We start from the raw sequence: 22,797 nt of genomic DNA on the forward strand, positions 1-22,797 counted from the left end.
GTGAAGAAAAATGTGTCATTGCCGGGCTTGACCCGGCAATCCACGTCTTGAGTCAGGCGAAGAAAGACGTGGATGCCCGGCACAAGGCCGGGCATGACGGCCCTATCAATCGTTTTCGCGTTCCATTTCCACCGCCTGCCAGCCGATGTCGCGCCTACAAAATCCTTCCGACCATCTGATGCGGTCGACCGCCTCATAAGCCCGGTGCTGCGCCTCGGCGACGGTCTTGCCTGACGCGCAGACATTGAGCACGCGTCCGCCATTGGCGAGGACCTTCCCGTCTTTCAAAACCGTGCCGGCGTGGAAAATCTCGACGCCCTCGACCTTTGCGGCGTCATCGAGCCCTTCGATGCGCGTACCCTTGGCGTAGTCACCCGGATAGCCCTTCGCCGCCATCACTACCGTGAGCGCAGCTTCGGGAAACCAGCGCAGGTCAAAATTCTTCAATTGTCCGTCGCATGACGCCAGCAAGGCCGGCACGATGTCCGACATCATCCGCAGCATCAGCACCTGGCATTCCGGATCGCCGAAGCGGACATTGTATTCGAACAGCTTTGGGCCGTCCGGCGTCAGCATCACGCCGGCATACAATATGCCTCGGAACGGCGTGCCGCGCGCCTTCATGCCGTTGACCGTGGGAAGGATGATCTTCGCCATGATCTCCGCATGGATTTCGTCCGTCACGAATGGCGTCGGCGAATAGGCGCCCATGCCGCCGGTGTTCGGGCCCTCATCGTGGTCGAACACGCGCTTGTGGTCCTGCGCGGACGCGAGCGCGATCGCGGTCTCGCCGTCGGACAACGCGAAAAAGCTGATCTCGCGGCCGGATAAAAATTCCTCGATCACAACTTCGGCGCCCGCCGCGCCGAACGCGCCGTCGAACATCATGGCAATGGCGGCTTCGGCTTCGGCCATGGTCATGGCGACGACGACGCCCTTGCCGGCCGCCAGACCATCGGCCTTGACCACGATCGGCGCGCCCTGCGCGCGGACATAAGCGAGCGCGCCGGCGGCATCCGTGAAGCGGCCATAGGCGCCGGTCGGAATGCCGAATTCGGTGCAGAGCGCTTTTGTAAATCCCTTGGATCCCTCGAGCTGCGAAGCCAGCTTGCTCGGCCCGAACGCCTTGATGCCGGCGCTGGCGAGATCGTCGACGATCCCCGCCGCGAGCGGAGTTTCCGGGCCGACCACGACGAAATCAACGGCGTTGGACCGGCAGAAACCGATCACCGCGGCATGGTCGGCAATATCGAGCGCCACGCATTCGGCCTCGCGCGCGATGCCGCCATTGCCCGGCGCGCACCAGAGTTTTGTCACCAGCGGGGAAGCTGCGATCTTCCACGCCAAAGCATGTTCGCGGCCGCCGGAGCCGAGCAGGAGGATGTGCATGAGACGCAGCCGGATCAGGAGATTCGAAACCGAGTCGGTCGCACGAAACTCCCTCGCGCTGCAAGGGGAAGATGACCTCAATCACCGTCATTCCGGACGGCGCGCTTGCGCCGATCCGGAATCTCGAGCTTGTTTTGCGCCCGGCGCCCTAAAGCTCGAGATTCCGGGTTCGCTCGCGTTGCGAGCGCCCCGGAATGACACGAGAACTCACGGCTGGCGCGTCGCGGCCGCGATGATTTCCTGCAAGGTCGCGACATGGCGGGCGAACGCGCCGCGCCCGGCAGCCGTGGCGGTCACCGTGGTCTGGGGTTTTTTGCCGACAAAGGCCTTTTCGACCGACACATAGCCGGCCTTGGCCAGCGTTTCGATATGGGCGCCGAGATTGCCGTCGGTGGCGCCGGTCAGCTTCTTCAGCCGGGCGAATTCCAGCCCGGCGGCGGCGGGCAGCGCGTTCAGCGCCGCCATGATTTTCAGCCGCAGCGGCTGATGGATGATGTCGTCGAGTTCGGCCATCGGTCAGTCCCGGCGCATCCAGAGACCGCCCAGGATGAGCCCGCCGCCGTTGACGAAGGCCATCCACGGGTCAAACCAGTCGCCGCTGAAGAAATAGCCGATCAGCGTCAGCGCGGTGATGCCGAGGCCGATCGCCACGAACGCCTGCCCGAACCACAACCCGGCGATGGTGTAAAACAGCATGTAATAGATCGGCCAGAACGTTGCCATTTGACGCGGTGTGAAATGGCCGAGCCAGCAGCTGGAAAAAACTCCGAACGCGATGAACAGCAGCAGTGCGACGAGCATTCGGAAATCGAAGCTGCGGATGCCCGTCTGTGAATAGCTGGAGGCGCTGATCGCGAACGAACCCGCGATTCCCGCGACATCGACGGCGATCCAGATATAGCCGGCGGTGCGCGGCCACAGGAACGACGCGATATTGCCGGCAAAGACCAGCATGCCCCACATGATCATCAAGAGGCTGGAGAGATTGTAGATCGTCGATTGACGAACCCGGCGCGCGATCAAGTCGATATCCGACAGCGCGGAGGCGGCTTCCCTGGGATCGATGCTCGTCACGAGTTCAGACCTGCGGTCGCGACGTCGTCGGCGATCATCGATACGGCTCTCGGGTTGCTGACGATGCCCACGTGGTTGATGCCGTCGATCAGCTTCACAGTGACCGGCGGCGTGACCCCGCGCACCGCCTCGGCGTATTTGTCCGCCAGCATCAGCTCGTCATCGGCGCCGGAATAAATGCTGACCGGTCTGGTGGCCGCGGCGAGATCGGTCCGGAAGTCCAGATGGGTGGCAAAATTACTTCGCAGCCGTTCGGTATAGGCCGGCACCAGGCTCTGCTCGGAATGCGGTGGCACCGCGAACGCCAGCACGGGAAGCGCATCGCAGCACACGATTCCTATCCTCCGCAGCATCGTCAGGGCGATGATGCGCGGCATATCGGGGCTGGCCCAGCCGCCGGAATTCGGCCGGTTGGTCGGCGCGTAGTAGCCGAGATAAGGCGCGAGTAGCACGGTGCGCACGAACAGTCCCTGAATCGGCGATCCCGCGACGCGCAGCGCAAAGCCGCCGCCTGCGGAGTGGCCGATCAGCGTCAGCGGCGCGGTCGGTGATGTCTTGCGAACCACCGCAACGAAATCGGCGAGATCGTGCTCGAGCTGCCCGACATAGCCGATATCGCCGCGCGTCCCCGATGCGCCGTGGCCGCGAATGTCCACCGCATAGCTTTCGACGCCGTGCGCCGCCAAGGCCATCGACAGCACATGGATCGCGTTTCCGCTGGAACCGGATGAGCCGTGAATCAGGATGGCCACGCGCCCGGTCGCGGGGCCCGTCGCGGGATAGTGACGGAAGCCCAGCGCAGTGCCGTCGCGCGCCTGAAACCGCTCGATGGCAGGCAAGGTGCTGAAATCGATGGTGCCCCGGGCCGCAGAGATGGAACGGAGTTCAGGCGGAGCAACCAGGGGCGCCGCGATCATCACCAAGAGTACCAGGGCAGCGACGCCAACCCCGCAGAGCCCCCACCGGAGGGCGCTGAACAGCGCTGAGGCGGTTTTCTTCAAGCCAATGCCGTTGATCATGATCCGCTCCCTGCTTTGGCGATGTCATCCGCGATCGCAGCGACCGCCGCAGCGTCGCTGACAATTCCCATGTGGTTGACGCCATCGATCAACCTGACCGGGGCGCGCTCGCCCACGGCATCCCGGTATTTGTCGGGAAACATCAATTCGTCGGCGGCACCGGCGAACACCGCGACCGGCCTGGTCGCGGCCACAAAGTCGTCGCGGTAGTCGCGCGAACTGCCGAAATTGCGCATCAGGCGATACGAATAGGTCGAGGCCAGGATCGCACTGGTGTTTGGACCAACCGCGAAGGCGACGGTCGGCAGCGATTCACAGCAGACGATTCCGAGCCGGCGCAACATCGTCAGGCCGAGGAGACGGGGAATGTCAGGGCTCGCCCATCCGCCCGCGTCCTGGCGGCTGCTCGGCGCGTCGTAGCCGAGATAGGGCGCGAGCAACACGGTGCGCACGAACAGGTTCTGGATCGGCGATCCCGCGACCCGCAGCGCGAACCCGCCGCCGGAGGAATGGCCGATCAGGGTAAGCGGCGCGGTGGGATTGTTTTTGCGGATCTCACCGACCAAATCCGAAAGATCGTCCTCAAGCTGCCCCAAATAGGTGATGTCGCCACGAGTGCCGGACGCGCCATGGCCGCGAATGTCAGGCGCGTAGGTCTCAACGCCCCGCCCCGCGAGCGCCTTTGCCAGAGCGTGAACCGCAACGCTAGATCCCGACGAGCCGTGGATGACGACGGCAATCTGTCCGGTCGCCGGCGAGCCGGCCGGATAATGCCGGTAGGCCAGTTCAGTGCCGTCGCGGGCATGAAACCGCTCGATCCCCGGCATGTCGCTGCGATCCACCGCACCCGCCGTGTTCGAAACCGAGATCAGCTCCGGTGGTCGCCGGACCGGCGTGGCGACCAATGCCGCCAGCACCAGCGTTACAAAGCCTGCGGCGGCAAGACTCCAAAGGATGAGCTTGAAACTTCCCGAAACGATGGTTGCGACCATGAAAAGCCTCCGGAAATCGTATTTATTCACAATACAGAGAACTCTGTAATACAGAGTAAGTGCGAACGCAAGCGCAGATTTGCGGTGACGGCTCAAATCCTTACCTTGCATGCTGGTACAAAAAGCCCGATTCGATAGCCCGAGATGACTGCAACTGAAGCCCTGATCAACGCACCCGAATTTACCGTCTCCGAACTGTCGTCCGCCTTGAGGCGGACGGTGGAGGACGCCTATGGGCATGTCCGGGTGCGCGGTGAAATCTCCGGTTTTCGCGGGCCGCACTCCTCCGGGCACTGCTATTTCGCGCTGAAGGACGAGAGCGCCAAGATCGAGGCGGTGATCTGGAAGGGCGTCCATGGACGGATGCGCTTCAAGCCACAGGAAGGCCTCGAGGTCATCGCCACCGGCAAGCTCACCACCTATCCCGGCTCGTCAAAATATCAGATCGTGATCGAGGCGATCGAGCCCGCCGGGATCGGCGCGCTGATGGCACTGATGGAAGAGCGCAAGCGCAAGCTCGGCGCCGAGGGGCTGTTCGACGAGGCGCGCAAGCAGCTTTTGCCCTGGCTGCCGGAAGTGATCGGGGTCGTCACCTCGCCGACCGGCGCGGTGATCCGCGACATCCTGCATCGGCTGGAAGATCGATTTCCGCGCCGCGTGCTGGTGTGGCCGGTGCGGGTGCAGGGCGAAGGTTCGGCCGAACAGATCGCAGCGGCGATCCGTGGCTTCAATGCGCTGCCGGCGGGCGGCAGGATTCCGCGGCCCGATCTCTTGATCGTCGCGCGCGGCGGCGGTTCGCTGGAAGACCTGTGGTCGTTCAACGAGGAAATCGTGGTCCGCGCCGCGGCTGACAGCATGATCCCGCTGATCTCCGCGGTCGGACACGAGACCGACATCACGCTGATCGATTTTGCCGCCGACAAGCGCGCGCCGACGCCGACGGCCGCCGCCGAGATGGCGGTGCCGGTACGCGCCGAACTGTTTGTCGAAGTCGCGACGTTCGCGCGGCGCACGATGGTGTGCTGGCAGCGCGGACAGGAGGGCCGCCGCAACGAACTGCGCGCCGCCGCGCGCGCGTTGCCGGCCGCGGGCGAGTTGCTGGCGATCCCGCGGCAGCGGCTGGACGGCGCCGCAAGCGCCCTGCCCCGTGCCTTGAAAGCCAATACCCACGCCCATTTCCGCCGCTTCGCCGCCACCAGCGCTCGGCTGACCGTGCGGGTGCTGCGCGGGCAGTTGGCGCAGGCCAACCATCGGCTGACGGTGTCGGGCGAACGGATGACGCTGTCGGCCCGATCGCTGCTGCGAAACCGAAAGGAGCGGTACGCGGGCCTCCAGATCAGGCTGAAGGCCTCAAAGCTTTCCAACGCGCAGGCGCAGCGCCAGACCATCGCCCGCGACCGCGAACGCGCGTTGCGGCTGGCCGAGCGCGCCCGCCGCGCGCTCACAACGGCGATGCAGCGGCTTCAGGCCCGGGTCACCCATAGCGGCCAATTGCTGGGGGCACTGTCGTATCGCAGCGTGCTCGCGCGCGGGTTTGCACTGGTGCGCGATGAACAGGGTTTTGCCGTGCATGCCGCAGCCGGCATAGGGCCGGGGACGCGGCTTGATCTGGAATTCACGGACGGACACGTCGCGGCCACCGCCGATGCGGATCGGCCGGCGGCGAAGCCAGCACCGTCAAGGCCGGCCGCGAGCGAACCGAAGCAGTCAGCGCCAAAGCGCGTGGTCAAGCCGGTGGATCAGGGCAGTTTGTTTTAGAAATATCTCGCCGCCGTCATGCCCGGGCTTGTCCCGGGCATCCATGTCTTTCTTCGCTGCAACAAGGCGTGGATGGCCGGGACAAGCCCGGCCATGACGATCCACTTTAGTCGATCGACGACGCTCTCACCTTGCCAGCCATTCCGCGACGCGCTTTTGCGAATCGGCGCGCGCTTCCACGTCGGTACCGAGATGGCCGCGGTCCGGCACGGTCGCATCCGATGTCCCGGATATCGCATGGAGCGGAAAATTGGCGCGGTCGAAATCGTGATAGGCGCCGGGATAAACCACGATCCGGGCCAGCGCGCTGCGCCCGCGCGCGCCGTCCACCATCTGGCGGCAAGCGGGCGGCGAACTGACGTCGTCCTTGGCGCCGATCAGGAGCAGCGTCGGAACCCGCGCGCTCCATCCAAGGCCGGACGAGACGCGGCAATCCGGATAGAACGCCACCGCCGAACGGAAGTCCGGCAGCGCATTGCGCGACGACAGTTGCGGACGCACCGCCCATAGCAGCGCGCTGGCGCCGTTCGCCCATCCCAAAAGGCTGATGCGATCGTGAACGGCCCAGGGCTGATGCTCCAGCCATTGCCGCGATGCCATGATGTCCGCCACCCGTTCGCGGCGGGCGCTCACCCGGCGCTCCTTGACGCGGCATTGCGGGCCGAGTTCGCGCGAACCATAACTGTCCGGCAGCAGGACAGCGCTGCCCGCCTTCAGCAATTGCTCGGCCCAATCGCGGTAGCGCGGCAGCACCGGCTCGGAATGGTTGCCCAGCCCGCCGCACCCGTGCAGGGCGATCACGGTCGGAAACGGGCCGGCGCCGTTGGGCTTGTAAAGCTGCGCGTGCAACAACCCGGTGCCCAGGGGGATGTCGACCTCGTGCGGGACAGGCAACGGCGCCGTATGCGCGGCAGAAGCCAAGGCAAATAGCGTCAGGAACGTGATCGCTGAGAGGAGGCGCATCGGGTGTGTCGGGTCGTTATGCTGCTTCAAAATCAGCGTTCCATTGGCGCGAAAGTTAGCATGTGCCAAAGCCGGAATTTCATCACAAATCGGTGGGTTTGACGGACGGACACCGTGACCTATTTATGATAGATCGCATCGGGAAAAGCATTTAGTCTGGCCGAACAGGCCCGGATTACTCGGAGATTTCAACCGTGCTGAATAAATTCGGTCCCTCGGGCCATGGCGAAGCGCAGGTGCAATATCTGGATGGCGATTTTCGCGTGATTTCGCCGGGAACCTATGTGCGCTGCGCGGTCACCGATGCCCGGATCCCGCTCGACGAACTGAAATACTGGAGCGTCGATCTGCAGGAAGCTTACGCGGTGCCGAGCGCGGTGTTGCAGCGGCATTTTCCAGCGGCGTTGAAGACGCAGGGCTAATTGCGGCAGCGAAATCTGTTGTCCCTTGCCTTGAACAGCCGATCGGACACGAACTTCCGCAGCCCCGCGGCATCGTCGAACTCGAGCGTCACCGCGAACGGCACGATATCGCGTGCCCAAACCGGAAGCCCGCCGCCGGTGCGCAGCCGCGCCAGATCCTTTTCCGTCGTGACCAGCGTGAGCCCATCGCGTTTGGCGCCAGCGATCAGGGCTTCGATCTCATTTTGCGAAAGCGGATGGTGATCGGCGAAGGCGCGCTCGCCGACGACCTCGATCCCGCTTGCGCGCAACGTCCTGAAGAACCTGGCGGGATCGCCGATCCCGGCAAAGGCCAGCACGCGCTTGCCGCGCAGCGACGCCAGCGAGACATCGTCAGCCCTGAGATGTGCCGACAGCACGGGCTTTCCCCGCGCGGCGACGGCGGCGGCAACCGTCGCGGCGGCCGCGCCCTCGCCGACCACGATCAGCGCGTCGGTGAGGTCAAGTTGCGGCGGCAGCGGCGCGCGCAGGGGACCTGCGGGAAACACCCGGCCGTTGCCGAGGCCGCGGCCGTTGTCGATCACGATCAGCGAGGCATCCTTGGCGATGGCGGGGTTCTGAAAGCCGTCGTCCATCAGGATCACAGTGGCGCCTTGCGACCGCGCCAACGCGACGCCCGCGACACGATCGCGCGCAACGACCACCGGAACCGTTCGCGCCAGCATCAGGGGCTCGTCGCCGACATCGCCCGCCGCATGCCGCCCGGGATCGACGCTGACCGGCCCATGCAATCGGCCGCCATAGCCGCGGCTGAGCACCACCGGCGTCTCGCCGATATCGCGCAGCACCCTGGTCAGCGCCAGCACCGTCGGGGTCTTGCCGGCGCCGCCGACATGATAATTGCCGACACACAGCACGGGGATGCCGGCGTCAAACCCCTCGCGCTGCAGCCGCCAGCCCGCGACCAGGCCATAGATGGCGCCGAGCGGCGTCAGTAACAGCGATACCCATGATGACGGCCGGTACCAAAAGGCCGGCTCATGCATTGGCCGCTCCCATCTCGAGCCGCAGCTGCAACAGATACGGCTCCAGCGCGGCCAGCGTGCGATCGAGGGCGCCGCCGAGTTGCTCGACCACGCGTTCGGAAGCCGCCACTGACGATTCGCGCGCTACGGGGTCGGCCAGCAACTGACCGAGTTGCTTTACCAGTGCTTCCTGCGTATCGGCGCGCCTGGCGCCGCCGGCGTCATCGAGCGCCTCGTAGACGTCGGTGAAATTGAAGACGTGAGGGCCATGAACAATCGACGCGCCGAGCTTGATCGCCTCGATCGGATTCTGCCCGCCATGTTCGACCAGCGATCCTCCCATGAACACGATCGGCGCCAGCCGGTAGAACAATCCCAATTCGCCCATGGTGTCTGCGAGGTAGATGTCGGTGGCCGCGGTCGGCAACTCCTCGCGCGAGCGCAATCTCACCTGCAGACCGGAAGCCGAGATGGTGCGGGCGATCGCCTCGCCGCGATGAGCATGCCGCGGCACGATCACGCTGAGCAGCGATGGAAAGAATCCGGCGAGCGCCCGATGCGCTGCAAGCAGAAGTTCCTCTTCGCCGGGATGGGTCGACGCCGCGACGATGATCGGACGGCCGCGCGTCACCGACATCAGCCGCTCCAGCTTGGCGGCATCCGCGGGCGGAGCCGGCACATCGAGCTTCAAATTGCCCGTGGTAACGACGTTGCGGCTGCCGAGCGCGGAGAAGCGCTCCGCATCCACATCCGATTGGGCGAGGCAGACGTCGAACCGGCCAAGCAGCGCGGAGATCGTGGCGGTAACCCTGCGCCATCGCGGGAACGAGCGATGCGACATCCGGCCGTTGATCAGGACCATCGGCAGCCGCCGCGCCGCGCTCGACAGGATCAGGTTGGGCCACAGATCGGATTCGATGAACAGCGCGAGACTCGGGCGCCAGTGATCGAGAAAGCGCGCGACATAGCGCGGAGAATCGTAAGGCACATATTGATGGATGATATCGGCGGGAAACCGCTTGGCGACGATCGCGGCCGAAGTCACCGTGCCAGAGGTCAGGAGGATGCGGATATTGAGCGCGCGCAGCTTCTCGATCAATCCCGCCGCGGCCAGCACTTCGCCGACGCTGGCGCCGTGAATCCAGACCAGCGGTCCGTGCGGCCGCACGTCGCGGCTCATGCCGCGGCGTTCGCCGATCCGGGCCGGATCCTCCTTGCCCTGTTTCAGCCGCCGCTTGATCAGCGCCGGCGCCAGCGGCACCATGACCACCGACAGCCTCTGGTAGAAGCGCAACGTCATCGGCAAGGTGTTAGCCATGACCCGCCTGTTCCGGACGACCGACCTGCGCGCAGGCGCGCCGGGTCGCTTCGTTCAGGTTGGCCTCCAGTGCCGCCCGCAGTTTTTCCATGGTCGCGGCATCGGCATCCGGCGGCACAATGATCGGTTCAATGCCCACCAATGCGCCTCGCCCGAATGGCAAATTGATGGTGGTGCGGTCCCAGTTGTGGAGGCGGATGAAACGGCTGGTCGCCATGGCGAAGGGCATGATCGGCCGTCCGGATTCCCGCGCCAGCATGATGATGCCCATCCCCGCGACGCGCGCGCGCTTCGGCACATCCGCGGTCGAGGCGACGTTATAGCCTTGCTCTAGCGCCTGCACCATCTCCCTGAACGCACCGACCCCGCCCTTGCGGTGAAACGCGCCGCCGTGATCGCCGGAGCCACGGATGGTGCCGATGCCGAGCCGTTCGACGGCGATGGCGTTGAACTCGCCGTCGCGGTGCCGCGAGATCAGCACCTTGGCGCGATGGCTCTCCTTGGTCTTGATGAACGGCGTCAGGAAATGCTGGCCGTGCCAGAACGCGAAGATCGCCGGAAGCTGGGGCTCGACGATTTCATAGATATCCGGCGGATCGAAACTGAATTTGTTGGTAAGCCAGACCAGCCGCAGCCACTCGGCCGCGAAAAAACCCACAGCGCGCTGGACCCAGCTGCTGCGCAGCACATTACGGAGCAACTTTTTCAACGGGCAGGCTTTGTGTCTTGACCTGGATCGAGCAGCCGGTGGAGGTGGACGACGAAATAGCGCATGTGGGCGTTGTCGACGGTCTGCTGCGCCTTGGCTTTCCACGCCGCGTAGGCGGTCGCGTAATTGGGATACACGCCGACGATTTCCACCTGATCGAGATCCTTGAACGTTGTGCTTTTGAGATCGGTCAGCTCGCCGCCGATGACGAGATGAAGCAATTGTTGCGGGGCACTATCTGGCATGGTCGCTTTTCCTAACGTTGTGCCCGGCAACCAGGATTTCCGACGCGAATCGAGCCCGCTCAGGGCAACGGACGGGTCCGAAAATGCTCGACAATGCGTGCATGACGATCGCGTCCCGCTGCCACCAGTACCCCGTGCGTCACCTCCCGGCGATTGTACGAGATCGTATCCCCCGAGAGCGCCGTCATATTACCATTCGCTTCCTGCACGATCAAATTGGCCGCGGCAAGGTCCCAGTCGCGGCTTTGGCCGCCGGCGAAAGCCGCATCGAGCGTCCCCTGCGCGACCCGGCACAGCCGAAGCGCCAGCGAGCCGATTCGCGGATAAAGGACAATTTCGTCGGGTGACGGGCTGAGCCGCTGGACCAGCGGTTTCGGACCGGCGATGCGGGAAAAATCCAGCTCGGTGCCCCCTGTCGCATAAACAGGCACATGGTTGCGCGCGGCGCCCCGCCCGCGCGCGGCAAGGAAAAATTCATCGGTGGCTGGCGCAAACACCACCGCCAGCACCGGCGATGCGTCCTCGACCAGCGCCACGCTCACGCACCAGTCTTCGCGGCCGGCGAGATAACCGCGGGTGCCGTCGATCGGATCGACAATCCATGTCAGGTGCTTGCCGAGACGCTGCTCGTCATCGGCGCTTTCTTCCGACAGCCAGCCGTACTGCGGCGTGGCGGACCGCAGCCGGTTCTCGAGCAGGTCGTTGACCCTGATATCGGCTTCGGACACTGGCGACGACGCGCCCTTGGTCCAGTTTTTAAGCTCGGTGCGAAACAGCGATAGCGCCAGTGCACCTGCCTCCCGCACGCTATCCCTCAGCAGCGCGACATCGCGCGCCAAAATCTCGTCCGGGCCGCTGCCGGCGCTAACGTCCGCCAAGCGTCAATCCCTCGATCCGAACTGTCGGAGCGTTGACGCCATAACGGAATTCCAGATCGTTGGCCGGTACCATGGATTTGAAGATTTCGAGCAGATGGCCCGCGATCGTCACCTCGCTCACCGCATAGGTGATCTCGCCGTTCTCGATCCAGAACCCGGATGCGCCGCGGCTGTAATCGCCGGTCACGCCGTTGACGCCGGAGCCGATCAGGTCGGTGACGTAGAATCCCTGTTTGATGTCCGAGATCAGCTCAGCCGGCGTGGGTTCGCCGGCTTCGAGGTGGAGGTTGTACGATCCCGGCGACGGCGATGAAGATACGCCGCGGTGGGCGTGGCCGGTCGTGACCAGTCCGAGCTCCCGCGCGGTCGCGCAATCCAATAGCCACGTTGTCAGCACGCCCTCATCGATGATGGCGAGCTTTTTGACCTTGACCCCCTCGGCGTCGAACGATTGCGAGCGCAACCCGCGTACCCGCAGAGGATCGTCGATGATGCGGATGTTCCTGGCAAACAGCTGCTCGCCGAGCCGGTCCTTCAGGAAACTGGTCTTGCGCGCGATCGAGGCGCCATTCACCGCACCCACGAGATGGCCGACCAGCGATCCGGATACGCGGGGGTCGAACACCACAGGGACCTTGCAGGTCTCGACCTTACGCGGATTGGCGCGCGCCACCGTGCGCTCGCCCGCTTTGCGGCCAACGCTTTCAGGCGAAGCGAGATCGGAACCGTGCGGCGCCGAGGTGAAATCGTAATCGCGCTCCATGCCGGTGCCGTCGCCAACGATCGCGGTCATCGAGATGCCCTGGCTCGAGCGCAGATAAGAGCCGTGGAAGCCGGTCGAGGTGACCAGCACCATGCCGCCAATTCCGGTCGAGGCCGAGGCGCCGCCTGATTTGGTGACGCCCTTGACCGCGAGCGCGGCCGCTTCGGCTTCGCAGGCGCGGCGCTCCAGTTCGGCCGTTGAAGGCACCTTGGGGTCGAGCAGATCGAGTTCGGGGAAATCGCGCGCCAGCAATGACGGATCGGCGAGACCGACAAATTTGTCGTCGGGTGCGACGCGGGCCATCGCGACGGCGCGCTCCGCCAGCCTTGCAATGCCGTCGCCGCTGATATCGTTGGTCGAGACCACCGCCTGGCGCTGTCCCACCAGCACGCGCAGCCCGACATCGTCGCCTTCCGAGCGCTCGGATTCCTCGACCCGTCCGTCGCGCACCTCGACCCCTTGCGACACGCCGCGCACCGCCACCGCGTCGGCGGCGTCGGCGCCCGCGTGTTTGGCCGCCTCGACGAGGCGCTGCGCCAGCGTGCTCAGTGCGGATTGGTCGAACAGGCCGGCGGTTGCGGCATCAGATGAAAGCGGCGAAGCAGTCGGTGGTGAAGCGATCACGAACAAAATCCCAACAATGAAGGAGGATTGAAGATGGGCCGGGATACAAATCGGCGAACCCTTCAGATGTGCCCGTTTCACGCGCACTTCAAGCATTTTCACGGGCCCGAAGCGAAAGAATTTCGAGGATACGGCAAGGTCTCGTCAATCATGCCGACCGATGCTGGGCAGGTGACCATCTTTTAACCAGCCTTTTTAAGGCAATACGGACACGGCTCGGCTACGGTCTCGCTATCGACCGGGAAGATAATCCCGGCGGGGAGATAAAGCCGTGAGGCGTCAAACAGCAACAAGCGGGATCAATCCCGCCGGGTCGAGCCGCACATTGCGGCTCGACCCTCTTTCTCTGCCGGTCAGCTTCGATGCGCACGATTCCCGCGCGGACGGCGGCGTGCGGAGTATCGAACTCCATCGCGAACGAGTGGTCCTGCGTCGTGCCCTGCGCGGCATGCAGATGGCGGTCAACGTTCGCGTCAGCGATTTTCTCGGCGTGGCGCTGCGCGGCATCGACGATGACGCCCAGATGCTGGTGCTCGTCCACCGCGATCCGTCGCTGACGATTCCCCTGTGCGTGAGTTCCGACCGCAACGAGATCGCAACCGCATGGCAGATGTGGAGCGACATCTTCGCGCTTCCGAAATTGCCGGAAGACAAGCCGGGCGAACCGGCGCAGCGGCGCCGGCGCCACAACGCGATCCGCTCGCGGCGGCCGAAATTCCTGGTGCGGCGGCGCGCCGGCGACTTGCTCAACCCCGCGAATATTCACGGGGGCGAGCACGAGATCATCGCAAGGGATTAGCGAAAACAATTTCATCTTGCGCGCAGGTTAACATGCGTTGACGGCACGCTGCGCTTTGCCCGCTACACGTTAGCTTTCAGCACCGCATCGACCAGCAATCCCGCGAACAGCAGCAGCCCCGCGTCGCGGTTGGATTTGAAAATCCGCAGGCACAGCGCGGGATCGCCGATCTGAAGGCGCAGGATCTGCCTGATCAGATGGCCTGCGAACGCGGCAAGCCCGATCCAGGCCGGGAAGCCGGCACCGGCCAGCGCGAGCGCCACGCTGATCAAGACCACCGCCAATCCATAAAACACCGTCAGTGCCTGACGGGTGCGTGTGCCGAACAAGAGCGCGGTGGACTTGATCCCGATCAGCGCGTCGTCCTCGGCGTCCTGGTGCGCATAGATGGTGTCGTAGCCGATCACCCACGCGATCGAGCCGGCGTAGAGCGCCAGGGCCGTCGCATCGATCCGGCCCAGCGTCACTGCGAATCCCATCAGCGCGCCCCAGGAGAACGCCAGCCCAAGCACGATTTGCGGCCACCAGGTAATCCGCTTCATGAACGGATAGATCGCGACGATGACAAGCGAGGCGATGCCGGTCGCCACCGCAAAGCGGTTGAATTGCAGCAGCACCGCCAGTCCGATCAAGGCCTGAACGACCAGAAAGGCCGCTGCCTGTGCGACGCTGACCTGTCCCGCCGGAATCGGCCGCGACCGCGTCCGCTCCACCAGTGCGTCGAGATCGCGATCGGCAATGTCGTTCCAGGTGCAGCCGGCGCCGCGCATGACAAATGCGCCGATCAGGAACAGCCCGATCGTGAGAGGCAATCGGCCGATAATGCCGGTGACGCCGGCGGCCAGCGCCGCCGACCACCAGCATGGTATTAGCAGCAGCCAGGAACCGATCGGCCGGTCGAGACGGGAAAGCCGAAGATAGGGCCGCGACCATGGCGGCGCGTGGGTGTCGACCCAATTGCCGGTCGCATCAGCAACGCGTGTCGCCGCGCCGCTCATGTGATCAGGGTCATCGCGTGAGGACGTTGCCGTTCAGGGTATCGAAGGTGCTGCCGCCCTTCTTCGAGGCGTTGGCCTCCGGAAGTGCTGCCGAAGAGCCCAGCACGTCGCTCAGGCTCGGGCCAGCCGGTCCTCTTTGCTGCTGCTGCGCCACCGCGCAGACTTTCTGCTGCATACCCTCGGTGTTCTTGTGGCCGGTTTTCAGCTGTTCCGTTATCTGCGGCGGAATCCCGCACTTCGCTGAATGGCTTTCGACGTATTTGATCATCTTGATTTCGGCCTGGCTGAAACTTCCGATCAGTTTGCAGGCCTCCTCCGGAGACGCGTGGCGGTCGCTGGCGGCCTTGATCAATTTGCCACGCTTTTCCGCATCTTCCCGCAGCGGAAGGAATCCCTTCATGCATTCCTCGGAAGCCCCAGCCTGCGATGGCGGGGCCGGGCCGCGCTCGAACGAGGAACCCGTGATGGGCGCCGCGCCGTTGACCGGAAATGAACTGGAAGGCGCGCCCACCGAAGCGCTCGGGGCCGCTCCATTCACCGGCGGAAACGCCGGATCGTTGGCCAGCGGCGCGGATTGATTGGGCAGCGGCGCCGGAAAGGCGCCTTGTGCAACGGCCTGACCGGCATGGACAGCAAAGACGGCCACGGTCAGCGGCACAATCAGGCGGCGGATGGTCAAGGCTGTTCCTCCGGCAAGGTACAAGGGACCCCCAACGTCTTCCCGACAGAAGAACGATTCAGATAGGGTTTTTACGATTCCTGCCACTCCTTAACAACCCGTGGAATTTGGCAACAGCGCGGCGTAGGGCCGCGCCGAACGGCAATAATTGGGTTAATTCCAATCCTTTAGGCTAAAAGGCTGCGGAAATTGGAACATTGACCATGCCCCCACTCGATTTTCGCAGTCTGCGGCTGTTTGTCGATGCCGCGCTGGCACCGGGAGAAACCGTCGCGCTGGAACGAAGCCAGAGCAATTATCTCGGCAACGTGCTGCGGCTTTCCGAAGGCGGGACCATTTTGGCGTTCAACGGACGCGATGGCGAATGGCAGGCTTCGATTCGGGGCCGCAAACGGCCGGACAGCTTGAATATTATTGCCCGGACCCGGCCGCAGGACCGCCTGCCCGACCTCGCTTACGTCTTTGCGCCGCTGAAACATGCCCGGCTCGACTACATGGTGCAGAAGGCGGTCGAGATGGGAGCCTCGTCGCTGCAGCCGGTGCTGACGCGATTCACCCAGGTCAGCCGGGTCAACGGCGAACGGATGCGGGCCAATGTCATCGAGGCGGCCGAGCAGTGCGGCATCCTCGGCATTGCCGATGTCGCCGAGCCGGTGCCGCTCGATCGTTATCTCAGCCAGCGCCAGGCCCAGCGCCTGCTGGTATTCTGCGACGAGGCCGCGGAAACGACAAATCCGTTGCGGGCGCTGCAAAGCGAGCTGACGGTTGCAAACGGGATCGATGTCCTGATCGGCCCCGAAGGCGGATTTGCCGAGGAAGAGCGCGCGCTCCTGCTGCGGCAGCCGCGAACCCTCAGGCTTTCGCTGGGGCCCAGAATCCTGCGTGCCGACACTGCGGCGGTGGCAGCGCTCGCCTTGGTACAGGCGGCACTCGGCGACTGGACCGGGCCCGCCCCGGGCGGGTAGATAACGGCCTTGGCGGTGTCCTTGGCAGTATCCTTGGCGGTATTAAGGCACTTGGCCGATCCCTGTCGAAACCCGGCTCGGGCCATGCTAAGGGCTGCGCCCTACCCTCCCGACCTGTTTCCGGGATATTTGGATCTTGAGATGACCTTGACCGCCGCCCCTCGTGCGACCGGATCCGCAGCCTGGGCGGATGCGCTGCTATTGTCGTTCGCGCAGGCCGGCTACATCCAGGCCGAACCGGCGATCCTGCAGCCCGCCGAGCCGTTCCTTGACCTCTCCGGCGAGGACATCCGGAAAAGCCTCTATTTGACCACCGATGCCAGCGGTGAGGAGCTGTGTCTTCGACCGGATCTCACGATTCCGGTGGCGCGCGACTATCTCGCCTCGAGCCGCGCCGGCCAGCCCGCCGGATTCAGCTATCTCGGGCCGGTGTTTCGCTATCGTGGCGGGCGGCCGAGCGAATTCCTGCAGGCCGGCATCGAATCCTTCGGACGGCAGGACCGCGCCGCGGCCGATGCGGAAATGCTGGCGCTGGCGCTCGAGGCGACCGCCGCGTTCGGGTTGACCGAGGTCGAAATTCGCACCGGCGACGTGGCGCTGTTCATCGCGCTGATCGATGCGCTCGATCTCTACCCGGTATGGCGGCGGCGGCTGATCAAGGATTTCAACCGCAAGACCAGCCTGGCGCAGGATCTGGAGCGGCTCACGCTCGCGACCGGACCCGGCCACAACGAATATGAAGGCGTGCTGGCAGCCCTTGCGGGCTCCGACCGCAAGGCGGCGCTGGCGCTGGTCACCGACCTGATGTCGATCGCCGGCGCAACCAATGTCGGCGGCCGCTCGGTTTCGGAAATCGCCGATCGCTTCCTCGAACAATCGACGCTGAAGGGCGGCGCGCTGCCGCGCGACGCGCTGGAGCTGATCAAGCGTTTCCTCGCGATCTCGGGCGACCCCGACGATGCGATCGTGCGGTTGCGCGCGCTGGCCGCCGACGCCAGGCTCGACATTTCAGCCGCGATCGATCAGTTCGAAAGCCGCGTCGGCTTCATGGCCGCGCGCGGCATCGATACCGGCCTGACCCGATTTTCGACCTCGTTCGGGCGCGGCCTCGACTATTACACCGGTTTCGAGTTCGAACTGCAGCGCAAGGGCAACGGCGTCGAGCCTTTGGTGGCGGGCGGACGCTATGACGGACTGATGACCCAGCTTGGCGCACCCACCCCGATCCCCGCGGTCGGATTTTCGGTCTGGATCGAAAGCCTGACGCAAGCGGGGCGCCAGCCTGCGGCAAGCGGCTCGAGCAGGAGCGCGTCATGACGGCGCCGTTCGTTCTCGCCGTCCCGTCGAAGGGCCGCCTGCAGGAGCAGGCCGAGGCGTTCTTCACCCGCGCCGGACTGACGCTGGCGAAGCCGCGCGGCGCCCGTGACTATCGCGGCACCATCAGTGGGCTCGACAATGTCGAGATCGCCTATTTGTCGGCGAGCGAGATTGCGTCGCAGCTGGCGCGCGGCGCGGTGCATCTCGGCATCACCGGCGAAGACCTGGTGCGCGAAAGCATCGTCGATGCCGACAAGCGCGTCGCGCTGATCGACAGCCTCGGCTTTGGCAGCGCCAACGTCGTGGTTGCGGTGCCGCAGGCCTGGATCGACGTCCGGACCATGGCCGACCTCGACGATGTCACCACCGGATTTCGTGCGCAGCATAACCGGCGGATGCGGGTTGCGACCAAATACATCAACCTCACCCGGACATTCTTTGCGTCCCATGGCGTCGTCGACTACCGCATCGTCGAGAGCGCGGGCGCCACCGAAGGTGCGCCGGCGGCTGGCACGGCCGAAATGATCGTCGACATCACGACGACCGGCGCGACGCTGGCTGCCAACGGTCTGAAGGTGCTCGACGACGGCGTGATCCTGCGCAGCCAGGCCAACCTCGTGGCATCCAAGGACGCCGACTGGTCGAGCGAGGCCCGCGAGACCGCGCGCGTCATCCTCGATCACATTGCGGCCCGCGCGCGCGCCAGCAAATACCGCGAAGTCCGTACCCGATTTACCGGCTGCGACGCCGCATTGCTGGCCGAGGCCCATAACCGTTTCGGCGTGGTCTCGCCGTTCGGCGGACCGACGTCTTCGGGAATGGTGACGCTGCACTGCCCGCCGGCGCAGCTTTACGCGCTCGGCAGCTTTCTGCGCGCCCACGGCGCCGACACGGTGTCGGTGGCGTCGCTCGACTACGTGCTTGACCGCGACAACCCGCTGTTCGCCCGGCTTGAGGCCTTCCTGCAACAGTGAGGCAGCGCGCCGAGGTCCATCACCGTGGCGACAACGCGCGGCGATTGCCATATGCTGTTCTTTGGAACGGTTGGAACCTGATCGATGCTGCTGGGTAGCGATGTCTCTAGCCTGTCAACCACTGCCGCCAATGCCGCGGCACAGGGGTTGTCGATCGTCGTGCCCCTGTACAACGAGGCGGCCGGGCTGGCGGCTCTGCACGAGCGGCTCGGCGAACTGGCAAAGGTGCTCAGGCAACGCTACGGCCTCGCCTGCGAGGTCGTTTATGTCGACGACGGCAGTGCGGACGAGACGCTCACCATCGCGCGCGGGCTGGCGGCCGACACGCTCGATGTTCAGGTGGTGTCGCTGTCGCGCAATTTCGGCAAGGAAGCCGCGCTGATGGCGGGACTGGACCATGCCCGCCGCGGCGCCGTGCTGTTCATGGATGGCGATGGTCAGCATCCGCCGGATCTGGTCGAGAAGCTTGTCGGCCACTGGATCGATGGCGGCTACGACGTGGTCTACACCGCCAAGGCGCATCGCGACAACGAATCGTTGCTGCGGCGGCTTGCAGTACACGGCTTCTACGCGCTGATCAATTGGGGCGCGCGGCAGAAGATCCCCGAAGATGCCGGTGACTTCCGCCTGCTGTCGCCGCGCGCGGCGGCGGCGCTGCGGCAGCTTCCCGAGCGCAACCGTTTCTTCAAGGGGCTGGCGAGCTGGATCGGTTTCCGCCAGATCCGCGTCGACTACGAACCCGCCGCGCGCGCGCACGGCATGACGACCTTCAGCCCCGGCCGGCTGGTCGGGCTTTCGATCGAAGGCCTGACGTCTTTCTCGGTGGCGCCGCTGCGCGTTGCGAGCCTGCTCGGCGTGTTGCTCGCCACAGGGGCCTTTCTGTTCGGACTTTCGATCCTGTGGGAAACCTGGACCACCGGAAAATCGGTTCCCGGCTATCCCTCGCTGGTGGTCGGCCTGATGACCATCGGCGGCGTGCAGCTCATCATGATCGGCATTGTCGGCGAATATATCGGCAAGATCCTTTCCGAGCTGAAGGCGCGTCCGATCTATTTCGTGGCCGAACACACCGAGAAACGCGTCGCGACGAAGACGAGCCCCGGCGAAAGCGAAAGGACCGCCGCCGAATGAGCGACGCCGCGCCGCGCCGCATCTGGCTGTGCGCCGACGATTACGGTATCAGTCCCGGCGTCAACCGCGCCATTCGCGATCTGATCGGCCGCGGCCGTCTCAATGCGACCTCGGTCATGATGGTCGGACCTTCGATCGGCCGGGACGAAGTCAGCGCGCTTCGCTCCGTGGTCGCGAACAGTCCGCGTTGCTGCATCGGGCTGCACGCGACGCTGACGGCACCGTTTCGGCCGCTGACGATGCATTTTCAGCCGCTCGATGGCGGCATGTTCGTGAGCTTTCCGAAACTGCTGCGCGCGGGTTTGCTGGGGCGGCTCGATCCCGAAATCATCCGTGCCGAATTGATGGTGCAACTCACGGCCTTCAGCGGAATGTTTGGCCGCGCCCCGGATTTTGTCGACGGTCACCAGCATGCGCAGCTGTTTCCGGGGGTGCGCGACGCATTTCTGACGGCGGTGAAGGAAGCCGCGCCCGACGCCTGGGTTCGCCAGGGCGGACGCCATGCGCCGCTGGCGCGCCGGCTCGGCTCACCCAAGGCGTTGTTCCTCGACATCCTGAGCGCGCGTTTCCGCCGCCGCGCGGCACGGGCCAACATCACCTTCAATCCGGCATTCGCCGGCGCCTATGATTTTTCCCGGCAACCCGATTTCGGTGACCTGATGCGGCAGTTTCTCGAGGATCTGCCGGAGGGCGGTCTCATCATGTGCCATCCCGGCTTCGTCGACGACACCCTGGTCAGCCTCGATCCGCTGACCTTCCACCGCGAACATGAACATGCTTTTCTCGGCGGCGAGCATTTCCCGCGCCTGCTGGCGGCAAACAAGGTCACATTGGGCTGACAGCCGTCAAAGCCCCCGGGGTGTCTTTGTCACATAGATTTAATGCCGCCGGGCACTACTTGCGACACAAAGCGCCCCTACATCCCGTGGGCGCTTCGGGAGCGAGGAGAAAGCCATGACACCGCAAGAACGCCAGATGATCGACGATCTTTTCGACCGCGTCTCGAAGCTGGAGAGCGCGCCGCGCGATCCGGACGCCATGGCCGCGATCTCGCAAGGCTTGCGCCAGGCGCCCAACGGCGTTTACGCGCTGGTGCAGACCGTGCTGCTCCAGGATGAGGCGCTGAAGCGCGCCAACAGCCGAATCCAAGAGCTCGAGGCCGCCAGCGCGCCGGCGCAAAACCAGTCCGGCGGCGGATTCCTCGATTCGATGCGCGAATCGGTCTTCGGCCATGACCAGCCGCGCGGCTCGGTACCCAACGTCCGCCCGCCCGAAAGTCCCAGCCGGCCGGTATGGAACAGTGGCCAAGTAATGCAGCAGGCGCAGTCGCCCGGCCAATATAATCAGGCCCCCTATGGACAGCCCCCCTATGGTCAGGCTCCCTCCGGTCAACCCTCCTATGGCGCGCCCGCGGCCCCGATGGGCGGCGGCGGATCGTTTCTGGGAACCGCGGCTGCCGCGGCGGCCGGCTCGATCGGTGGGTCGCTGCTGCTCGGCAGCATCCGCTCGATGATGGGCGGCAGCCATGCCGGCTTCGGCGGCGCCCCCACGGTCGTTGACGAGACGATCGTGAACCAGGCCCCGTGGGGCGATCAGTCCAAGAGCGACCTGGCGCGCGACGCCGGCGTCAACGACATCGGTTCATCGTCGTCGGATCGCGGTGACGACAGTTCTCGCTCGGGATTGTACGATACCGCATCCGACGACCACTACGACGATAACAACGACGACCGTGACGACACGGATCTAGATTCGGACGATTTCGGCGGCGACGACGGCAGCGAAGACGTCTGATCGGGTACCGGCGCGAAACAAAAAAACGGCCGCCCGGATCGAGCGGCCGTTTTGATTTTCAGCCTGGCCGACTTAGATGACGACGACCTTCGCCCCGACACTGACGCGGCCGTACAGATCGATCACATCCTCATTGCGCATCCGGATGCAGCCTGACGATACGTTGGTGCCGATCGTCCAGGGCTCGTTGGAGCCGTGAATGCGATAGAGCGACGATCCCAGATACATCGCGCGGGCGCCGAGCGGATTTTGCGGGCCGCCCTCCATGTGCCGCGGCAGATCGGGGCGCCGCACCAGCATTTCCGCCGGCGGCGTCCAGTCCGGCCATTCCTTCTTCGCGGAAATCTGCTTGACGCCCGACCACATGAACCCGGGCTTGCCGACGCCGATGCCGTAGCGCAGCGCCTTGCCGTTGCCCTGCACCAGAAACAGAAACTTGTTCGGCGTATCGACGACAATCGTGCCGGCGCTTTCCTTGCCGTGATAGTCGACCAGCTGCTTCTCGAATTTCGGATCGAAGGGGCGTTGCCTGGGATCGCTGGCCTCTTCCTGCTGCGGCGGCAACAGCTGCTGCTGGTAGGTAGGCTGCTGCTGATAGGTGGGCTGCTGCTGATAGCGCTCGCCTTGATTCTGTCCGTCGCCGAACAGGAATTCGATGAAACCGCCGCCCATGCTGGAGCGCTCGGCGTAAGCCGTGCGCACCGGCGCGGGCGGTGGCGCGAACCGGTCGGCGTAGATCACGGTGAGTTCGGCGGATGGAGCAGCCTCGTTCGCGGCGGCCTGATGAAGTCCGGCGCCGAGAGAAGATGCGCCGGCGAGGAGCGCAAGCGAGATTTTTTTGAACATCGACGTACTCTGTACTGTTTCGTCTTGTTGAAGCTGTTTGTCGGCGAGCGCCCGATTGAAGCGCCGTTGCACGCCACCAATTAAAATCAAAACCGCATCGGTTTGGTAAACAGAAACGGCCTTTGGATTCACCACG

Annotated in this window: 24 protein-coding genes; 9 read left to right on the forward strand and 15 right to left on the reverse strand. The window is 64.7% G+C overall.

What is annotated here, in order from left to right; translation table 11 throughout:
- Positions 1-105: 105 nt before the first annotated feature.
- The 5 genes from purD to B5527_RS32660 all read right to left on the reverse strand — a co-directional run bounded on the left by purD (position 106) and on the right by B5527_RS32660 (position 4,474).
- On the reverse strand, positions 106-1,389 hold the full coding sequence (purD, locus tag B5527_RS32640) for a phosphoribosylamine--glycine ligase (protein WP_079605163.1): 1,284 nt from the start codon (positions 1,387-1,389) through the stop codon (positions 106-108).
- Positions 1,390-1,596: 207 nt separating this feature from the next.
- A complete protein-coding gene (locus B5527_RS32645) occupies positions 1,597-1,902 on the reverse strand; it encodes a winged helix-turn-helix domain-containing protein (protein ID WP_079605164.1) in 306 nt (101 codons plus the stop codon).
- Between the two features lie 3 nt (positions 1,903-1,905).
- Entirely contained in the window at positions 1,906-2,463 is a 558-nt protein-coding gene (locus B5527_RS32650) for a hypothetical protein (protein WP_079605165.1), read from the reverse strand.
- Positions 2,460-3,482, reverse strand: a complete 1,023-nt coding sequence (locus B5527_RS32655; RefSeq protein WP_079605166.1) for an alpha/beta hydrolase — start codon at positions 3,480-3,482, stop codon at positions 2,460-2,462. Before B5527_RS32655 ends, B5527_RS32650 begins: the two co-directional genes overlap by 4 nt.
- A complete protein-coding gene (locus tag B5527_RS32660; RefSeq protein WP_079605167.1) occupies positions 3,479-4,474 on the reverse strand; it encodes an alpha/beta hydrolase in 996 nt (331 codons plus the stop codon). The genes B5527_RS32655 and B5527_RS32660 overlap by 4 nt, the downstream gene beginning before the upstream one ends.
- A 144-nt stretch (positions 4,475-4,618) precedes the next feature.
- Between B5527_RS32660 and xseA the strand changes: the two genes are divergently transcribed.
- Positions 4,619-6,232 carry an exodeoxyribonuclease VII large subunit gene (gene xseA, locus B5527_RS32665; protein WP_079605168.1) on the forward strand — a complete coding sequence of 538 codons (1,614 nt, stop codon included), beginning with the start codon at positions 4,619-4,621 and terminating at the stop codon, positions 6,230-6,232.
- A 126-nt stretch (positions 6,233-6,358) separates the two neighbouring features.
- Here the strand turns inward: xseA and B5527_RS32670 are convergent, their stop codons facing one another.
- The gene (locus tag B5527_RS32670) at positions 6,359-7,195 is read right to left on the reverse strand and encodes a dienelactone hydrolase family protein (RefSeq protein ID WP_079605169.1); all 837 of its coding nucleotides are present in this window, start codon (positions 7,193-7,195) and stop codon (positions 6,359-6,361) included.
- Positions 7,196-7,389: 194 nt separating this feature from the next.
- On the opposite strand from B5527_RS32670, the gene B5527_RS32675 reads away from it, so the two are divergent.
- On the forward strand, positions 7,390-7,617 hold the full coding sequence (locus B5527_RS32675; protein WP_079605170.1) for a DUF2093 domain-containing protein: 228 nt from the start codon (positions 7,390-7,392) through the stop codon (positions 7,615-7,617).
- Here B5527_RS32675 and lpxK read toward each other — a convergent pair.
- From lpxK to B5527_RS32705, 6 genes are read right to left on the reverse strand one after another with little or no spacing between them, the layout of a single operon-like run.
- Entirely contained in the window at positions 7,614-8,642 is a 1,029-nt protein-coding gene (lpxK, locus tag B5527_RS32680) for a tetraacyldisaccharide 4'-kinase (RefSeq protein WP_079605171.1), read from the reverse strand. The two genes, B5527_RS32675 and lpxK, sit on opposite strands and share 4 nt — an antisense overlap.
- On the reverse strand, positions 8,635-9,939 hold the full coding sequence (locus tag B5527_RS32685; protein WP_079605172.1) for a 3-deoxy-D-manno-octulosonic acid transferase: 1,305 nt from the start codon (positions 9,937-9,939) through the stop codon (positions 8,635-8,637). The genes lpxK and B5527_RS32685 overlap by 8 nt, the downstream gene beginning before the upstream one ends.
- Positions 9,932-10,648, reverse strand: coding sequence for a lysophospholipid acyltransferase family protein (locus B5527_RS32690; protein ID WP_079605173.1), 717 nt, complete (start codon positions 10,646-10,648; stop codon positions 9,932-9,934). Before B5527_RS32690 ends, B5527_RS32685 begins: the two co-directional genes overlap by 8 nt.
- A complete protein-coding gene (locus tag B5527_RS32695) occupies positions 10,645-10,893 on the reverse strand; it encodes a DUF4170 domain-containing protein (RefSeq protein ID WP_079605174.1) in 249 nt (82 codons plus the stop codon). Before B5527_RS32695 ends, B5527_RS32690 begins: the two co-directional genes overlap by 4 nt.
- A 59-nt stretch (positions 10,894-10,952) precedes the next feature.
- Positions 10,953-11,771, reverse strand: a complete 819-nt coding sequence (locus B5527_RS32700; protein WP_079605175.1) for a 3'(2'),5'-bisphosphate nucleotidase CysQ — start codon at positions 11,769-11,771, stop codon at positions 10,953-10,955.
- Positions 11,758-13,158: a TldD/PmbA family protein gene (locus tag B5527_RS32705; protein ID WP_245332355.1), complete on the reverse strand. Its 1,401-nt coding sequence runs from the start codon at positions 13,156-13,158 to the stop codon at positions 11,758-11,760. Before B5527_RS32705 ends, B5527_RS32700 begins: the two co-directional genes overlap by 14 nt.
- Positions 13,159-13,429: 271 nt before the next feature.
- Between B5527_RS32705 and B5527_RS32710 the strand changes: the two genes are divergently transcribed.
- Positions 13,430-13,957: a DUF6101 family protein gene (locus B5527_RS32710; RefSeq protein ID WP_079605177.1), complete on the forward strand. Its 528-nt coding sequence runs from the start codon at positions 13,430-13,432 to the stop codon at positions 13,955-13,957.
- A 62-nt stretch (positions 13,958-14,019) separates the two neighbouring features.
- Here B5527_RS32710 and ubiA read toward each other — a convergent pair whose 3' ends face one another.
- Both ubiA and B5527_RS32720 read right to left on the reverse strand, forming a co-directional pair.
- Positions 14,020-14,955 (reverse strand): 4-hydroxybenzoate octaprenyltransferase, encoded by a 936-nt coding sequence (gene ubiA, locus B5527_RS32715; RefSeq protein WP_079605178.1) that lies wholly within the window; start codon positions 14,953-14,955, stop codon positions 14,020-14,022.
- 10 nt (positions 14,956-14,965) lie between these two features.
- Complete coding sequence (locus B5527_RS32720; RefSeq protein ID WP_079607689.1) at positions 14,966-15,634, reverse strand: hypothetical protein; 669 nt, start codon at positions 15,632-15,634, stop codon at positions 14,966-14,968.
- A 203-nt stretch (positions 15,635-15,837) separates the two neighbouring features.
- Here B5527_RS32720 and B5527_RS32725 point away from each other — a divergent pair, with 203 nt between their 5' ends.
- The 6 genes from B5527_RS32725 to B5527_RS32750 all read left to right on the forward strand — a co-directional run bounded on the left by B5527_RS32725 (position 15,838) and on the right by B5527_RS32750 (position 21,815).
- Positions 15,838-16,599 carry a 16S rRNA (uracil(1498)-N(3))-methyltransferase gene (locus tag B5527_RS32725; RefSeq protein WP_079605179.1) on the forward strand — a complete coding sequence of 254 codons (762 nt, stop codon included), beginning with the start codon at positions 15,838-15,840 and terminating at the stop codon, positions 16,597-16,599.
- A gap of 141 nt (positions 16,600-16,740) precedes the next feature.
- On the forward strand, positions 16,741-17,916 hold the full coding sequence (locus tag B5527_RS32730) for an ATP phosphoribosyltransferase regulatory subunit (protein ID WP_079605180.1): 1,176 nt from the start codon (positions 16,741-16,743) through the stop codon (positions 17,914-17,916).
- Positions 17,913-18,890 carry an ATP phosphoribosyltransferase gene (gene hisG, locus B5527_RS32735; protein WP_079605181.1) on the forward strand — a complete coding sequence of 326 codons (978 nt, stop codon included), beginning with the start codon at positions 17,913-17,915 and terminating at the stop codon, positions 18,888-18,890. Before B5527_RS32730 ends, hisG begins: the two co-directional genes overlap by 4 nt.
- An 84-nt stretch (positions 18,891-18,974) precedes the next feature.
- On the forward strand, positions 18,975-20,021 hold the full coding sequence (locus B5527_RS32740; protein ID WP_079605182.1) for a glycosyltransferase family 2 protein: 1,047 nt from the start codon (positions 18,975-18,977) through the stop codon (positions 20,019-20,021).
- The gene (locus tag B5527_RS32745) at positions 20,018-20,860 is read left to right on the forward strand and encodes a ChbG/HpnK family deacetylase (protein WP_079605183.1); all 843 of its coding nucleotides are present in this window, start codon (positions 20,018-20,020) and stop codon (positions 20,858-20,860) included. Before B5527_RS32740 ends, B5527_RS32745 begins: the two co-directional genes overlap by 4 nt.
- A 115-nt stretch (positions 20,861-20,975) precedes the next feature.
- Positions 20,976-21,815: a DUF2076 domain-containing protein gene (locus B5527_RS32750; RefSeq protein WP_079605184.1), complete on the forward strand. Its 840-nt coding sequence runs from the start codon at positions 20,976-20,978 to the stop codon at positions 21,813-21,815.
- Positions 21,816-21,887: 72 nt separating this feature from the next.
- On the opposite strand, the gene B5527_RS32755 is transcribed toward B5527_RS32750, so the two are convergent.
- Positions 21,888-22,661 (reverse strand): L,D-transpeptidase, encoded by a 774-nt coding sequence (locus tag B5527_RS32755; protein ID WP_079607690.1) that lies wholly within the window; start codon positions 22,659-22,661, stop codon positions 21,888-21,890.
- Between the last annotated feature and the right edge of the window lie 136 nt (positions 22,662-22,797).

It is taken from the genome of Bradyrhizobium erythrophlei (genome assembly GCF_900129425.1).
Lineage (GTDB): Bacteria > Pseudomonadota > Alphaproteobacteria > Rhizobiales > Xanthobacteraceae > Bradyrhizobium > Bradyrhizobium erythrophlei_C.